Below are 15,403 nucleotides of genomic sequence, written 5' to 3' on the forward strand. Positions count from 1 at the left end.
ACCTCTATTTCGTTGTAACTTCCCTACAAATCGCGCCAATCGTGCGCCATTTCGTCGCGAGGCAAGCTAGTTCAACAACCACGCAAATGTAATCAAATGTCTAAAACTGAACAAAAAGTGTAGAAACGACTTATTTCGCAACTTTTTTGACTTGCATAAAGAACAGGCATAACTTCCCGCTCTCCCTAAACCCCAACGCTCATAAGGAGAGCTGATGAAACTTCGCAAAAGCCTGCTGGCTGCAGCTGTAGCCGCTTCTTTCGCCCCCGCATTCGCAGGCGTCCTGCCAGAAACCATGATGGCCGCGCCGGCCCAGCCGATGAGCCTTGCAGCCAAGGCCAACCTGGCTGCGCGCCTGGACGAGCGCCGTTCCGCCGCAGGCCTGGACAGCGAGCATGGCTACAAGATGCGTGAACAGCACCCAGGTGCCAGCGGCCAGCGCATCCTGCGCGCCGACCACACCTTCCAGGGCCTGCGCGTGTTCGGTTCCGAATCCGTTGTCGTCACCGACGAAAACGGCGACATCGTCAGCGAGTCCGCATCCGACCGCCGCAACGGCCTGGACGCGCATCGCTCCGCGCGCGCCACCGGCAAGGGCGCTCCTGACACCACGCCAGCCTTCGGCGCCGACGAAGCGATCCGCATCGCTGTTTCGCGCACCGCCGGCAAAACGCACCGCGTCAAGCCGGAAGCCGAACTGCTGATCTGGCCAGTGGTCAAGACCCAGCGCACCGCCGCCGCCGCCAACAAGGCCGAAAGCGCGCTGAACGCGATGGACGTGGAAGACGTGGTCGACCATTACGAGCTGGCCTACCTGGTCAAGACCCGCATGAACAAGGACGGCCGTCCTGTGTTCCGCGATACCGTGATCAACGCCGCCACCGGCGCCGTGATCAAGCAGTGGGATGCGCTGCAGACCGTGGTCGGCGTCGGCCACAGCCAGTACAACGGCGACGTGCCGATCAACACCACCCTGTCCGGCTCCACCTACAAGATGCTGGACTCCACCCGCGGCGTAGGCGGCACCTTCGGCGGCATGGCAATCACCAACGCCAACCACTCGCCAGAGTCCAATCCGCAGGCTGGTTCGATCTACACCAACAGCACCAACACCTGGGGCGACGGCCAGCAATACATCAGCGGCGGCAGCACCACCAACGCCAACGGCCAGACCGCCGCAGTGAATGCGCTGTGGGGCCTGATGAACACCTACGACACGCTGAAGAACGTGGTGGGCTGGTCCTCGCTGGACGGCAACAACACCGCGACCTACATTGCCGTCCACGTCGACAACAACTACGACAACGCCTTCTTCGATCCGAACTGCAAGTGCATGTACATCGGCGACGGTTCCAGCTTCTACAGCCTGGGTTCGATCGACGTGATCGGCCACGAAATGGGCCACGGCGTGACCGATGCCACCTCCAACCTGACCTACTCCGGCGAATCCGGCGGTCTGAACGAGTCCAACTCCGACATCACCGGCGAAATGGTGGAAGCCTATGCCCGCAACGGCGGCACCGGCAGCACCATCCCGTCCGGCAACGACTGGATGATGGGCAAAGAGATCAGCAAGTCCGGCCAGCCGCTGCGCTGGATGTGGAAGCCTTCCAAGGATGGTTCCTCGAAGGATGCCTGGAGCAGCACCCTGGGCAACCTGAACGTGCACTACTCCTCGGGTCCGAACAACCGCATGTTCTATTTCCTGTCCCAGGGTTCGAACTCCTCGTCCTCGAGCGAGATGTACAGCCAGTACCTGACCAAGCAGCCGCTGGCCATGACCGGTATCGGCAACGACAAGGCGTTCCGCATCTGGTTCAAGGCCAACACCACCAAGTTCACCGCGTCGACCAACTATGCTGACGCGCGCAACAAGGTGATCCAGGCTGCGGAAGAACTGTACGGCGTGGGCAGCAAGGAATCGATCGCTGTAAAACGCGCATACGCTGCGATCAACGTCGGCACCGACGTCGACGAAGCAGGCGGCAGCGGCGTGTCGATCTCCACCCAGCCGAACAACATCACCGTGGCTGCAGGCGGCACCGCCAGCTTCACCGTAGGCGCAACCGGCGGCACTTCGCCTTACAGCTACAAGTGGTACCGCAACGGCGCCCAGATCTCGGGCGCCACTTCGGCTACCTACTCGTTCACCGCGCAGGCGGCCGACAACGGCGCCGTGTTCAATGCCGTGGTCACCGACTCCTCGTCGCCGGTGAAGACCGCGACCTCGAACAACGCGACCCTGACCGTGGGCACCACCCAGCAATCCGAGCTGGTCGTGAACGGCGGTTTCGAGTCCGGTACCACGCCATGGGCTGGCAGCACCGGCGTGATCGGCAACTACAGCGGCCAGAGTGCGTACGAAGGCACCCGCTTCGCATGGCTGGGCGGCAACGGCGCCACCGCGACCGAAACCCTGTACCAGACCGTGTCCATCCCATCGACCGCAACGTCGGCGAACTTCTCGTTCGCGCTGCATATCGACACCGCGGAATCGGGCAGCACCGCGTACGACAAGCTGGTCGTGACCGTGAAGAACTCTTCCGGCACCACCCTGGGCACCCTGGCTACCTACAGCAATGCGAACGCTGCCAGCGGTTACCAGATCCGCAGCTTCAACCTGCTGCCGTACAAGGGCCAGACCGTGCGCCTGCACTTCAACATGACCGAAGACTCGTCGCTGCAGACTTCCTTCGTGGTTGATAAGGTCAGCCTGCAAATCCAGTAACAGGCGGTAACCGGCAGTCAGACGGGGGCGGCTCACCAGGCCGCCCCCGTTTCTTTTGGTGACTATAAAACCGTAATCTATTGTCTAAAAATATACAAAATAAGTAAAAATGACTCATTTCGCAAGTTTGTTGACTTGCACAAAAAACAGGCATAACGTCATCTCTCCCCACCAACCCAAGTTCCCAAGGAGAGTCGATGAAACTTCGCAAAAGCCTGTTGGCCGCAGCCGTTGCCGCCTCGTTCGCCCCTGCATTCGCAGGCGTCCTGCCAGATACCCTGATGGCCTCTCCTGCTCAACCGATGAGCGTTGAAGCCAAGGCGAACTTGGTGACGCGCCTGGACTCACTTCGCTCTGCAGCCGGCCTCGATAGCGAGCATGGCTACAAGCTGCGCGAACAGCACCCGGGTGTCAATGGCCAGCGCATCGTGCGCGCCGACCACACCTTCCAGGGCCTGCGCGTGTTCGGTTCCGAGTCCGTCGTTGTCACCGACGAAAACGGCAATATCGTCAGCGAGTCCGCGTCCGACCGCCGCAATGGCCTGGACGCTTCGCGCGCCGCCAGGGCCTCTGGCAGAGGTGCGCCGGAAACCACCGCTGCCTTTGGCGCCGACGAGGCGATCCGCATCGCCGTATCGCGCACACCGGGCACCCAGCACCGCATCAAGCCGGAAGCAGAATTGCTGATCTGGCCAGTAGTCAAGACCCAGCGCACCGCAGCCGCTGCCAACAAGGCTGAAAGCGCGCTGAACGCGCTGGACGTGGAAGAAGTAGTCGACCACTACGAACTGGCCTACCTGGTCAAGACCCGCATGAACAAGGACAATCGTCCGGTGTTCCGCGACACCGTGATCAACGCCAAGACCGGCGCCGTGATCAAGCAGTGGAACGCGCTGCAGACCGTGGTCGGCGTTGGCCACAGCCAGTACAACGGCGACGTGCCGATCAACACCACCCTGTCCGGCTCCACCTACAAGATGCTGGACTCTTCGCGCGGCACCGGCGGCACCTACGGCGGCATGGCAATCACCAACGCCAACCACTCGTCGGCCAACAACCCAAGCCCAGGCAGCATCTACACCAACAGCACCAACACCTGGGGCGACGGCCAGCAATACATCAGCGGCGGCAGCACCACCAACGCCAACGGCCAGACCGCTGCAGTGAATGCGCTGTGGGGCCTGATGAACACCTACGACACGCTGAAGAACGTGGTGGGCTGGTCTTCGCTGGACGGCAACAACACCGCCACCTACATTGCTGTCCACGTCGACAACAACTACGACAACGCCTTCTTCGACCCAAGCTGCAAGTGCATGTACATCGGCGACGGCTCCAGCTTCTACAGCCTGGGTTCTATCGACGTGATTGGCCACGAAATGGGCCACGGCGTGACCGATGCCACTTCCAACCTGAACTACTCCGGCGAGTCCGGCGGCCTGAATGAATCGAACTCCGACATCACCGGCGATATGGTCGAGGCCTATGCCCGCGCTGGCGGCACCGGCAGCACCATCCCGTCCGGCAACGACTGGATGATGGGCAAGGAGATCAGCAAGTCCGGCCAGCCGCTGCGCTGGATGTGGAAGCCTTCCAAGGACGGCGCATCGCGCGATGCCTGGAGCAGCACCCTGGGCAATATCGACGTGCACTACTCCTCGGGTCCGAACAACCGCATGTTCTACTTCCTGTCCCAGGGCTCGAATTCCTCGTCCTCGAGCGAGATGTATAGCTCCTACCTGAACAAGCAGCCGCTGGCCATGACCGGTATCGGCAACGACAAGGCGTTCCGCATCTGGTTCAAGGCCAACACCACCAAGTTCACCTCGTCGACCAACTATGCCGACGCGCGCAATAAGACGGTGCAGGCCGCGGAAGAACTGTACGGCGTAGGCAGCCCGGAATCGATCGCGGTCAAGCGCGCATACGCTGCGATCAACGTCGGCAGCGACGTGGACGAAGCCAATCCGAATACGGTAACGATCACCACGCAGCCGAACAACGTGACGGTCGCTCCCGGCGGCACCGCTACCTTCACCGTGGGTGCAAGCGGAGGCACAACGCCTTACAGCTACGCGTGGTACCGCAACGGCACCCAGATCTCGGGCGCCACTTCGGCGACTTACTCGTTCACCGCGCAGGCAGCGGACAATGGCGCCGTGTTCAAGGCCATCGTCAGCGACTCCTCGTCGCCGGCGAAGACCGCCACCTCGAACAACGCCACCCTGACCGTGGGCACCACGCCGCCGCAGAGCGAACTGATCGTCAACGGCGGCTTCGAGTCCGGCACTTCGCCATGGGCTGGCAGCACCGGCGTGATCGGCAACTACAGCGGCCAGACTGCCTACGAAGGCAGCCGCTTCGCATGGCTGGGCGGTAACGGCACCACCGCTACCGAAACCCTGTACCAGACCGTGACCATCCCGGCCACCGCAACGTCGGCAACCCTGTCGTTCGCGCTGCATATCGACACCAACGAGTCGGGCAGCACCGTGTACGACAAGATGGTCGTGTCCGTGAAGAACAGCTCCGGCACGACCCTGGGTACCCTGGCAACCTACAACAACACCATGCCGGCCAGCGGTTACCAGATCCGCACGTTCAACCTGCTGCCGTACAAGGGCCAGACCGTGCGCATCCACTTCAACATGACGGAAGACTACTCGCTGCAGACTTCCTTCGTTGTTGACAAGGTAAGCGTGCAAGTCCAGTAAGATTCGTCATCCCGGCCGGTATGCGGCTATCGTCATCCCCCGATACGATAGCTGCATAGCCGGCTTTTTCCCGTCTTTGCGGTGCTATGATGTTTCCCTTGTTTTTAAGGAGGCAGCATGGGCATTGGTATCGGCGGCAAGACTATCGAAGAGGCATTGGCATCCCTGTCGGACATGACGGCGGGCGCCACGCCGATCGGCAAGGATGAACACCTGGCACGCATCGACAAGGCGCAAGCCTACATGAGCCAGCAAGGCATTGCCGCCATTTATATCAATGCAGGCTCCAACCTGCTCTACTTCACCGGCACCAAGTGGTACCCGAGCGAACGCATGGTCGGCGCCATCCTGCCAGCCAGCGGCGCCGTCGAATACATCGCCCCCGCCTTTGAAGAAGATACGCTGAACGAGTTCATGCTGGTGGAAGGCGCCGTCAACTGCTGGCATGAGCATGAAAGCCCATACGCGCTGTTCATTTCGGTCCTGAAGAAAATGGGTATTGTGCCGAATGCCGCACAGCCGCCGCGCGTCGGCATTGACGAAAGCGCCGCCTTCTTCATCTTCGACGGCATCCGCCCCCTGGCCGAAGGCTATGCGCTGGAAAACGCGCGCCCCGTCACTGCCCATTGCCGTACCCGCAAGTCGAAGGCGGAGATCGCCCTGATGCAGCGCGCCAAGGACATGACCCTGGCCGTGCATATCGCCGCCGCTAGCATCCTGCGCGAAGGCATCACCACCACCGAGGTGGCGGAATTCATCGACAAGGCGCACCGCAAGGTGGGCGCGCCGGCCGGCTCCTACTTCGTGATCGTGCTGTTCGGCGTGGCCAGCTCCTTCCCGCACGGCGTCTCTTACGTGCAGACGCTGAAGCAAGGCGACACAGTGCTGATCGACACCGGCTGCAAGCTGCACAACTACATTTCCGACATCACCCGCACCTATGTGTACGGCGAAGCGAGCGAGCACCAGCGCGCCGTGTGGAATGCGGAGAAGGCAGCGCAACTGGCTGCGTTTGAAGCAGCCCAGCTGGGCGTGCCGTGCGAAGAGGTCGACATGGCCGCGCGCCGTTCACTGCAGGCGGCCGGCTTCGGCCCGGAATACAAGTTGCCAGGCCTGCCCCACCGCACCGGCCACGGCATCGGCCTGGACATCCACGAATGGCCATACCTGGTCGGCGGCGACAAGACGCCGCTGGACGTCGGCATGACCTTCTCGAACGAGCCGATGATCGTGGTGCCAGGCGAATTTGGCGTGCGCCACGAAGACCACTTCTACATGGCGGAAGACGGCCCGCGCTGGTTCACCAAGCCATCACACTCCATCGACGATCCATTCGGATTGCAGGCTTGATCAGTTGGACGCTGGCGCGCCGGTGAAGTTCAGGGACGGCAGTTCCCTTCGGGCTTCTTCGGCGCTGACCAGTTCCGGCACCACGCGGCCGACCTTCTCCTCAAACTGCGCCTTGGTGCGCACGTACTTGGTTTCCCCAGGTTCAAGAACGAAACCGAGCTTCCTGGTAACCCGGGTGGCGACGGATACTTCGTGCTTGCCCGGCGCTGCATCGACATAGAAGTAGCCGCCTGGAAGCGAGTCGCCTACCACGATCCCATCCAGCTTGACCGGGGCCGTCATGCCGCCGCCTGTGAGCGCGTCAACGCGATAGAAATACACGCGTCCCTGGTCGGACGACAGCTTGGGCATGACCGATTCCTGCTGCGCAAACCTGGTGCCGGATACCGAAGTGCAGCCCGTCAGCAGGGCCATGGCGGCAATTGCCGCCAGCGATATGAATTTCATACTTACCTTTAGAAGTTGAGAGCGGCGCAGCCCGCAGTGTAGCGAATCCATGTCCGCTTGTGGCATTTCATAATCGCTTCATTCTGAACGCATACAGGCCATCTAAAGTACCGCTCATGAACATCTCTACCTCGATGCAGCGCGTCATGTACGCCCACCTTCTTGCGGTTAGCTGCGCCGCACTCACCTTCGTCTTCGGCAACGAGCTGTGGGACTTCGTCGTGAACGGCGATAAAACCTTCCGCTTTCCCCTTGCTACACTGGTACTGGCATGGATCATGGCTTTCGCCGCCTCGGTCCTGCCTTATGCAGGCGCGATGACGCTGGCCGTGCGCCGCGGCATCCGCAGCCCCTACTTCTTCGTCGGCGGTGCAGTCCTTACCGCCATGGCGTTCCTGCCTTTGCTGGCATGCGCCTATTCCCCGCGCCATCTGGTGCGGCTGGCCCCGATGCTTTTCCTCGCCGGACTTGCAGCGGGCAGCGCTTGCTGGCTTATGCTAAAGTCGGCGCACAATGAAGATACTGTTCCTGCTATTTAGTGCGCTGCTGGTGGCGGCGCTATTGACCGACCGGCTGCGGCAATGGCGCGGCGGAAGGCGTAATGAACGCGGTGCTTGCGCGCTCTGCGCTGCGGAAATCAACTGGAATACCTATGAAGAGCTCCCGCTGGCAAGCGGTGGCGGTGCGAAAATGCGGGTTTGTCAGCGCTGCCATGCACGTCATTACAAATTGAAGTGGTCGGCCGTGGCGCTGATCATTCTTGCGTTTGCAGGCGTGATCTACATAATGATGATGTAGCTGCGTTTCACAGCAGGTTCATACTGGCCGCACATTCGCCCGTGACAGTGCGGAACCAACCGGCTGGGAACACGCCGCTTGAGATATTTCGCCTCAGCGATGTCGTGCCGGCAAACGGCACCGCCGGCGGCACCGCTTGCCGGCATATGCTGGAACGTCAGGCGCGCTTGGATACGAGAGTCAGGATGTCGTAGCTTGCAACCAGTTCGTCGTTCTGGTTGGTCACCTGCACGTCCCACGCCACCACGCCCTGGCCGCGGCCCTTGTCGTCGGTGCGGTTGCGGTCGACCTTGCGCTTGCAGGTCAGGCGGGCGCGGATGGTGTCGCCGATCGCTACCGGCGTGATGAAGCGCAGGTTGTCCAGGCCGTAGTTGGCCAGCACCGGGCCGGGCGCAGGCGACACGAACAGGCCCGCCGCCGCCGACAGCACGAAGTAGCCGTGGGCGATGCGCTTGCCGAACTGGGTGTCCTTGGCGGCGATCTCATCGAAGTGCATGTAGAAGTAGTCACCCGAAATGCCGCCGAAGTTGACGATATCGGCTTCGCTCACGGTGCGGCGATGGGTCAGCAGCGAATCGCCGATTGCCAGGTCTTCGAAGGTCTTGCGGAACGGATGGATATCGCCTTCCTTGACGGCACCGCCGCGCACGTACTCGCCGGTGATGGCAGTCAGCATGGTCGGCGAACCCTGCACCGCGGCGCGCTGCAGGAAATGGCGCACGGCGCGGATGCCGCCCAGTTCTTCGCCGCCGCCGGCGCGGCCCGGGCCGCCGTGCTTCAGTTGCGGCAGCGGCGAGCCGTGACCGGTGGAATCGACCGAAGCTTCCCGATCCAGCACGTGCACGCGGCCATGCGAGGCAGCGGCAATCGGCACGGCGTAGGCAGCGGTTGCCGGGTCCTTGGTCACCAGCGTGGATACCAGGGAACCCTTGCCGCGCGCAGCCAGTTCCAGCGCCTCGTCGATCGTATCGTAGGTCATCATGGTGCTGACCGGGCCGAAGGCTTCCACATCGTGCACGGCGTCGTTGTCCAGCGCGTTACGGCACAGCAGCAGCGTCGGCGAGAAGAAGGCGCCATTCTCGACGCCCTCGCCTACCAGCTTCAGCGAACCGGCTCCGCCGAACAGGATCTCATTGCCTTGCGCCAGTTGCGCCACGCGCTCGGCCACGTCGCGCTGCTGGTCCTTCGAGGCCAGTGCGCCCATGCGCACGCCGTCCACCGATGGATCGCCCACCACGACCTTGGCCAGGCGTTCGCGCAGTTTTTCCGCCACCGCGTCCGCATGCTGGCGCGGCACGATGATGCGGCGCACCGCGGTACATTTCTGGCCTGCCTTGGTGGTCATTTCACGTTGCACTTCTTTCACGAACAAGTCGAATTCGGGATCGTCAGGCGTGACGTCCGGCGCCAGGATCGCGCAGTTCAGCGAGTCCGCTTCGGCCGTGAACGGGACGGAGTTGGCAATCAGGTTGCGGTTGGAGCGCAGCTTGGCCGCGGTGTCGGCGGAACCGGTGAAGGTCACCGCGTCTGCACCGCCCAGGCGGTCCAGCAAGTCGCCGGTGCTGCCGATGACCAGTTGCAGCGAGCCTTCCGGCAGCAGGCCGGAATCGTTGACCATGCGGATCAGCGCCTCGGTCAGGTAGGAAGTCGCGCTGGCAGGCTTGCCGATGCACGGCATGGCAGCCAGGAAGGATGGGGCGAACTTTTCCAGCAAGCCCCAGATCGGGAAGTTGAAAGCGTTGATGTGCACCGCTATGCCGCCGCGCGGCACCAGGATGTGGGTGCCGGAGAAGCCGCCGCGCTTGCCCAGCGCCATGGCAGGGCCTTCATGCAGCACGTTCGACGATGGCAGTTCGCGGCTGCCCATGCTGGCGTAGGCGAACAGGGTGCCAATGCCGCCTTCCACGTCGACCCAGCTGTCGGGGCGAGTTGCACCGGTCAGGTGCGAGATCGCATACAGTTCTTCCTTGCGCTCCATCAGGTACATCGCCAGGGCTTTCAGGCGCTGGGCGCGAGTCTGGAAGTCCAGCTTCATCAGGGCCGGAATGCCGGTTTTGCGGCCGTAGTGCACGGCTTCGGCGAAGTCCAGCTGTTCGGCGTGGGTGTGGTAGATGACGCGGTTGTCCAGGGCGCTGTGCAGCGCGGTCGCGGCTTCCTTGCCTTGCCAGCGGCCGCCGATGAAGCTTTGCAGGGTGTGTACCATTTGTAGTCTCCGATTACTGTTTATTGTCGAATGCTTGCTTGTGCAGGTGCATTGGCAGCGAAGTGTCCCATTGCATGCGCTGGCGGCCCGCGGTAACCTCGGTGTCGGGCTGGCACTCAACCATCGTCTGCATCGAGCGCACGGCCAGCTCGTGATATTGACCGGTGCCCAGTGTCTTCCAGGCGATCTCGCTGTCGCTGACCTGGCGCAGGATCTTGGCCGGCGCGCCGACCACCATGCTGCGCGGCGGGATTTCCATGCCGGCCTTGACGAAGGCGGCTGCGCCGACGATGCTCTCGGCACCTACCACCGCGTTATCCATCACCACCGCGTTCATGCCCACCAGCGCATTGCGGCCGATGCGGCAGCCGTGCAGCACTGCGCCGTGGCCGATATGGCCGTCCTGCTCGACCACCGTGTCGCCGCCGGGGAAGCCGTGCATCACGCAGGTGTCCTGCACATTGGCGCCCTCCTCCAGGATCAGGCGCCCGAAATCGCCGCGCAGCGATGCCAGCGGCGCCACATAGCAGCGCGGACCGACGATCACGTCGCCGACCAGCACTGCGGTCGGGTGCACATAGGCCGTGGGATGGACCACAGGCCGCACGCCATTGATCTCGTAGCAAGGCATGGTCACACTCGCTCGATCACCAGCGCGATGCCCTGGCCGACCCCGATGCACATGGTGCACAGCGCGTAGCGGCCGCCGGTACGTTCGAGCTGGTTCAGCGCGGTAGTCACCAGGCGCGCGCCCGAGGCGCCCAGCGGGTGGCCGATGGCAATCGCGCCGCCGTTCGGGTTGACGCGGGCATCGTCGTCCTTCAGTCCCAGGTCGCGGGTCACTGCCAGGCCCTGCGCGGCAAAGGCCTCGTTCAATTCGATCACGTCCATCTGTTCGATGGTCATGCCCAGTTGCGCCAGCAGCTTCTTGCTGGCCGGCGATGGACCGAAGCCCATGATGCGCGGCGCCAGGCCGGCGGTCGCCATGCCCAGCACCCTGGCGCGCGGCCTCAGACCGAATTTGTCGACTGCAGCAGCGGATGCCAGCAGCAATGCGCAGGCGCCGTCGTTGACGCCGGAGGCATTGCCGGCGGTGACACTGCCATCCGGCTTGACCACGCCTTTCAGCTTGGCCAGCGCCTCAATGGTGGTGTCTGGGCGCGGGTGTTCGTCGGTGTCTACCACCTTCGGTTCGCCTTTTTTCTGCGGTATGGTGACCGGCACGATCTCGCCCTTGAAGAAGCCGGCTGCGTGGGCTGCTGCCCAGCGCTGCTGGCTGCGGATGGCGAAGGCATCCTGGTCGGCGCGTGCCACCGCCCATTGTTCGGCCACGTTTTCCGCGGTCTCCGGCATCGAGTCGATGCCGTATTGCGCCTTCATCAGCGGGTTGACGAAGCGCCAGCCGATGGTAGTGTCTTCGATCTTCGCGCTGCGGGAGAAGGCGCTGTCGGCCTTGCCCATGACGAAAGGCGCTCGGGTCATGCTTTCCACGCCGCCCGCGATCACCAGTTGCACTTCGCCCGACTTGATGGCGCGGGCCGCGATGCCGACTGCATCCAGCGAAGAACCGCACAGGCGGTTGATAGTGTTGCCCGGCACCTCCACCGGCAGGCCGGCCAGCAAGCCGGCCATGCGGCCCACGTTGCGGTTGTCTTCGCCGGCGCCGTTGGCGCAGCCGTAGTAGACATCGTCCACCTGTTTCCAGTCGACGGAAGGATTGCGCGCCATCAGTGCTGCGATCGGGATCGCCGCCAGGTCGTCGGCGCGCACGCCTGCCAGTGCGCCGCCGTAGCGGCCGAACGGTGTGCGAACGGCGTCGCAGATGAATGCTTCGGTCATTGTTATTCCTTAGGTCGTTTATCGATTACTCGTTTGGCCTTGCCGGTCGCGGTGCGTTCGATGCCGCCCACGCCGACCAGCGTGACGGTGGTGCTCACGCCGACATTGGTCTTGATGCGTTGTTCCAGTTCGCGCGCCACGTCGCCCGCATCGGCGCGCGCCAGTCCGGCGCTCAGCTCCACCAGCACTTCCAGCTTGTCGAGGTGACCGTCGCGGGTTACCACCAACTGGTATTGCGGTTCGAGCTTGGGCAGCTTGCAGATCTGTTCCTCGATCTGGGTCGGGAACACGTTTACCCCGCGGATGATCAGCATGTCGTCCGAGCGGCCGGTGATCTTGCCGATGCGGCGCATGGAACGCGAAGTCGGCGGCAGCAGTCGCGTGAGGTCGCGCGTGCGGTAGCGGATCACCGGCATGGCTTCCTTGCTCAGGGAGGTGAACACCAGTTCGCCCTCTTCACCATCGGGCAGCACTTCGCCGGTCTCCGGGTCAATGATCTCCGGATAGAACTGGTCTTCCCAGATCACCGGGCCGTCTTTCGATTCGATGCACTCGCTGGCCACGCCGGGGCCGATCACTTCCGACAGGCCGTAGATGTCCACCGCGTCGATGCCGGCGCGCCGTTCTATCTCGCCGCGCATGGCGTTGGTCCACGGCTCGGCGCCGAAGATGCCTACCTGCAGCGAGGACTTGGCGCAATCCAATCCCTGGCGCTGGAATTCCTCGACGATGTTGAGCATGTAGGACGGCGTGACCATGATGATCGATGGCTTGAAGTCCTGGATCAGTTGCACCTGCTTCTCGGTCTGGCCGCCGGACATCGGGATCACAGTGCAGCCCAGGCGTTCGGCGCCATAATGCGCGCCCAGGCCGCCGGTAAACAGGCCGTAGCCGTAGGAGATGTGCACCATGTCGCCGGCGCGGCCGCCCGCTGCACGAATGGAGCGCGCCACGACGTCGGCCCACATATCGATATCGCGCTGGGTGTAGCCGACCACGGTCGGCTTGCCGGTGGTGCCGCTGGAGGCATGGACGCGCACGACTTTTTCGCGCGGCACCGCAAACAATCCGAAGGGATAGTTGTCGCGCAGGGTCTTCTTGTCCGTGAACGGGAACTTTGCCAGGTCGGACAGGGACTTCAGGTCGTTCGGATGCACACCCTTCTCGTCAAAGGCCTTGCGGTAGTGCGGCACGTTCTCGTATGCGTGCATCAGCGACCATTTCAGGCGCTCGAGCTGGAGCGCCTGCAATTCGTCACGGCTGGCGCGCTCGATCGGCTCCAGGTCGGAAGGGGCGGGAATGCGTTGGACCACGGTGCTACCTCCATCAACTAGCTATGGGTTGGAACCACCTCTCCGGCGACGCGGTGCGATTTGCCGCGGAAAGTGGCGATCATCTTGCCCTCCTGGTTGCTGACGGTGACATCGTAGATGCCGGTCTTGCCGACCAGCGTGCGTTCGACCGCCTCCGCCGTCAGCAAGTCATCCATCCGCCCGGGGGCGAGGTAGTCGATCGTGCAGCCCGCGCCAACCGTCGTGTGGTTATGGCTGTTGCACGCGAATGCGAAAGCACTATCCGCCAACGCAAAGATAAAGCCGCCGTGGCAAGTCTGGTGCCCGTTCAGCATATCGCTGCGCACCGGCATGGTCATGCGCGCATAGCCGGGGCGGATTTCTACCAACTTCATGCCGAGGGCCTGGCTGGCGGCATCGCGCGCGAACATCGCCGCGCCGGCCGCTTCGGCCAGGGCCTGCGGGTGCATCTTGGGGTTATGCATGGATCCTGGCTCCGCTCTGTTCTCGGCGGCGCAGCAGCGGCGACACGCGGTAGCGGTCTTCGCCGTAGCTGCCTGCCAGGTTCTCCAGCACTGTCACGACGTGCCTGACGCCGACCATGTCCGCCCAGGCCAGCGGGCCGCGCGGATAATTCACGCCCTTCTGCATCGCCAGGTCGGCCGCCTGCGCGCTGCAGACGCCCTGGTTGACGGCGTCGGCCGCTTCATTGGCCAGCATGGCAACCGTGCGCATCACGGCCAGGCCCGGCACGTCATCCAGTCGCGTCACGGTGAAGCCGGCAGCCTGGAACATGCCGATGGCCGATGCCATGGCGCGCGGGCTGCACTGGTCGCTGCACGCGATGGCAATGCGCGGCGAAGCATTGAAGTCGAATACCAGGTCGTACAGCACCATGTCGTCATGCTTGTCGTCGCGCGCGCGCTGGGTGGCGGTGCGGCCGTCGGTCAGGTAGATGGCGGCGCCGTTGGTATGGAAGGCCGGGGCTTCGGAGGAGCGGTGCCCTTCGGCGGAATTGCGCTTGGTGACGGCAACGCCGCGCGCCTTCAGGCGCTCGATGATCGTGGTTGCGATGGCGGTGTGGTCGCCCGGCTCGAAGCTGTAGCCGATGTACTCCGGCAGCGGCTGCGGCGCTTCGGAGCGCGGCAGCGGTGCTGCCGCGCCGTCGCTGTAATCGTAGAAGCCGCGACCGGACTTGCGGCCCAGGAAGCCCGCGTTCACCATCTCCTGCTGCAGCACGGACGGCGTGAAGCGCGGGTCGTTGTAGTAGGCGCGGAATACGGATTCGGTGACGGAGTAGTTCACGTCGTGGCCGATCAGGTCCATCAGCTCGAAGGGGCCCATGCGGAAGCCGCCGCCTTCGCGCATCACCGCGTCGATGGTGGCGGCATCGGCGACCTGTTCGTTCAGCAGGCGCCAGCTTTCGGCGTAATACGGGCGCGCCACGCGGTTGACGATGAAACCCGGCGTGGACTTGGCGTGCACCGGATTCTTGCCCCAGGCGACCGAGGTGTCGTACACGGTTTCGGCAACGGAGGCATCGGTGGCCAGGCCGCTGATCACTTCCACCAGCGCCATCAGCGGCACCGGGTTAAAGAAGTGCATGCCAACCAGGCGCTGCGGTTTGCGCAGCTTGGCGGCAATGGCGGTAACGGAAATCGAAGAAGTATTGGTGGCTAGGATGGCGTCGTCGCCGACAATGCCTTCCAGGTCGGCGAACAGGCTGCGCTTGACGTCCAGGTTTTCGACAATGGCTTCCACCACCAGCTTTGCATCGGCGACGTCGGCCAGACCGGCCACGCCGTGCAGGCGGCCGCGCGCGGCGTCGGCATCGGCGCCGGACATCTTGCCCTTTTCAACCAGCTTGCCATACACCTTGCCGATATCGGCAATCGCCTTTTCCACCGCTTCGGCACGGGTGTCGAACAGCTTGACCGTGTAGCCGGAAGCCGCTGCAACCTGCGCGATGCCGGAACCCATTGCCCCGCTGCCGATGACGGCAACGACACTGTCTTTCGCCAGAGCCGCCATG

General features: G+C 63.3%; 12 protein-coding genes. 5 read left to right on the plus strand and 7 right to left on the minus strand.

Annotation, left to right across the window (positions count from 1 at the left end):
* The first annotated feature begins 214 nt into the window (after positions 1-214).
* From ACN9MZ_RS26460 to ACN9MZ_RS26470, 3 genes are all read left to right on the plus strand, one after another.
* Complete coding sequence (locus ACN9MZ_RS26460; protein ID WP_426339792.1) at positions 215-2,728, plus strand: M4 family metallopeptidase; 2,514 nt, start codon at positions 215-217, stop codon at positions 2,726-2,728.
* Between the two features lie 197 nt (positions 2,729-2,925).
* The gene (locus ACN9MZ_RS26465) at positions 2,926-5,442 is read left to right on the plus strand and encodes a M4 family metallopeptidase (protein WP_426339793.1); all 2,517 of its coding nucleotides are present in this window, start codon (positions 2,926-2,928) and stop codon (positions 5,440-5,442) included.
* A 117-nt stretch (positions 5,443-5,559) separates the two neighbouring features.
* Positions 5,560-6,792, plus strand: coding sequence for a M24 family metallopeptidase (locus ACN9MZ_RS26470; protein WP_426339794.1), 1,233 nt, complete (start codon positions 5,560-5,562; stop codon positions 6,790-6,792).
* Here the strand turns inward: ACN9MZ_RS26470 and ACN9MZ_RS26475 are convergent, their stop codons facing one another.
* A complete protein-coding gene (locus ACN9MZ_RS26475; RefSeq protein WP_426339795.1) occupies positions 6,793-7,239 on the minus strand; it encodes a DUF2846 domain-containing protein in 447 nt (148 codons plus the stop codon).
* Positions 7,240-7,355: 116 nt separating this feature from the next.
* Here ACN9MZ_RS26475 and ACN9MZ_RS26480 point away from each other — a divergent pair, with 116 nt between their 5' ends.
* On the plus strand, positions 7,356-7,778 hold the full coding sequence (locus ACN9MZ_RS26480) for a hypothetical protein (RefSeq protein WP_426339796.1): 423 nt from the start codon (positions 7,356-7,358) through the stop codon (positions 7,776-7,778).
* Positions 7,753-8,037 (plus strand): hypothetical protein, encoded by a 285-nt coding sequence (locus tag ACN9MZ_RS26485; protein WP_426339797.1) that lies wholly within the window; start codon positions 7,753-7,755, stop codon positions 8,035-8,037. Before ACN9MZ_RS26480 ends, ACN9MZ_RS26485 begins: the two co-directional genes overlap by 26 nt.
* 157 nt (positions 8,038-8,194) lie before the next feature.
* On the opposite strand, the gene paaZ is transcribed toward ACN9MZ_RS26485, so the two are convergent.
* Genes paaZ through paaH form a run of 6 tightly spaced genes read right to left on the minus strand, consistent with a single transcriptional unit; the run spans position 8,195 to position 15,402 of the window.
* The gene (gene paaZ / locus ACN9MZ_RS26490; protein WP_426339798.1) at positions 8,195-10,240 is read right to left on the minus strand and encodes a phenylacetic acid degradation bifunctional protein PaaZ; all 2,046 of its coding nucleotides are present in this window, start codon (positions 10,238-10,240) and stop codon (positions 8,195-8,197) included.
* Between the two features lie 13 nt (positions 10,241-10,253).
* Positions 10,254-10,871: a phenylacetic acid degradation protein PaaY gene (paaY, locus tag ACN9MZ_RS26495; RefSeq protein ID WP_426339799.1), complete on the minus strand. Its 618-nt coding sequence runs from the start codon at positions 10,869-10,871 to the stop codon at positions 10,254-10,256.
* Positions 10,872-10,873: 2 nt separating this feature from the next.
* Positions 10,874-12,079: a 3-oxoadipyl-CoA thiolase gene (gene pcaF / locus ACN9MZ_RS26500; protein WP_426339800.1), complete on the minus strand. Its 1,206-nt coding sequence runs from the start codon at positions 12,077-12,079 to the stop codon at positions 10,874-10,876.
* A gap of 2 nt (positions 12,080-12,081) precedes the next feature.
* Positions 12,082-13,392: a phenylacetate--CoA ligase PaaK gene (gene paaK / locus ACN9MZ_RS26505; protein ID WP_426339801.1), complete on the minus strand. Its 1,311-nt coding sequence runs from the start codon at positions 13,390-13,392 to the stop codon at positions 12,082-12,084.
* A gap of 17 nt (positions 13,393-13,409) precedes the next feature.
* Complete coding sequence (paaI, locus tag ACN9MZ_RS26510) at positions 13,410-13,856, minus strand: hydroxyphenylacetyl-CoA thioesterase PaaI (RefSeq protein ID WP_426339802.1); 447 nt, start codon at positions 13,854-13,856, stop codon at positions 13,410-13,412.
* Positions 13,849-15,402, minus strand: coding sequence for a 3-hydroxyacyl-CoA dehydrogenase PaaH (gene paaH, locus ACN9MZ_RS26515; protein WP_426339803.1), 1,554 nt, complete (start codon positions 15,400-15,402; stop codon positions 13,849-13,851). Before paaH ends, paaI begins: the two co-directional genes overlap by 8 nt.
* Position 15,403 lies beyond the last annotated feature (1 nt).

The organism is Pseudoduganella sp. S-14 (assembly GCF_049913285.1).
Lineage (GTDB): Bacteria > Pseudomonadota > Gammaproteobacteria > Burkholderiales > Burkholderiaceae_D > Rugamonas.

Coding starts and splice junctions, on each gene's coding strand:
- paaZ (WP_426339798.1), bottom strand. CDS start 10,240: ATGGTACACACCCTGCAAAGCTTCATCGGCGGCCGCTGGCAAGGCAAG.
- ACN9MZ_RS26465 (WP_426339793.1), top strand. CDS start 2,926: ATGAAACTTCGCAAAAGCCTGTTGGCCGCAGCCGTTGCCGCCTCGTTC.
- ACN9MZ_RS26475 (WP_426339795.1), bottom strand. CDS start 7,239: ATGAAATTCATATCGCTGGCGGCAATTGCCGCCATGGCCCTGCTGACG.
- ACN9MZ_RS26485 (WP_426339797.1), top strand. CDS start 7,753: ATGAAGATACTGTTCCTGCTATTTAGTGCGCTGCTGGTGGCGGCGCTA.
- paaH (WP_426339803.1), bottom strand. CDS start 15,402: ATGGCGGCTCTGGCGAAAGACAGTGTCGTTGCCGTCATCGGCAGCGGG.
- paaI (WP_426339802.1), bottom strand. CDS start 13,856: ATGCATAACCCCAAGATGCACCCGCAGGCCCTGGCCGAAGCGGCCGGC.
- ACN9MZ_RS26470 (WP_426339794.1), top strand. CDS start 5,560: ATGGGCATTGGTATCGGCGGCAAGACTATCGAAGAGGCATTGGCATCC.
- ACN9MZ_RS26480 (WP_426339796.1), top strand. CDS start 7,356: ATGAACATCTCTACCTCGATGCAGCGCGTCATGTACGCCCACCTTCTT.
- ACN9MZ_RS26460 (WP_426339792.1), top strand. CDS start 215: ATGAAACTTCGCAAAAGCCTGCTGGCTGCAGCTGTAGCCGCTTCTTTC.
- pcaF (WP_426339800.1), bottom strand. CDS start 12,079: ATGACCGAAGCATTCATCTGCGACGCCGTTCGCACACCGTTCGGCCGC.
- paaY (WP_426339799.1), bottom strand. CDS start 10,871: ATGCCTTGCTACGAGATCAATGGCGTGCGGCCTGTGGTCCATCCCACG.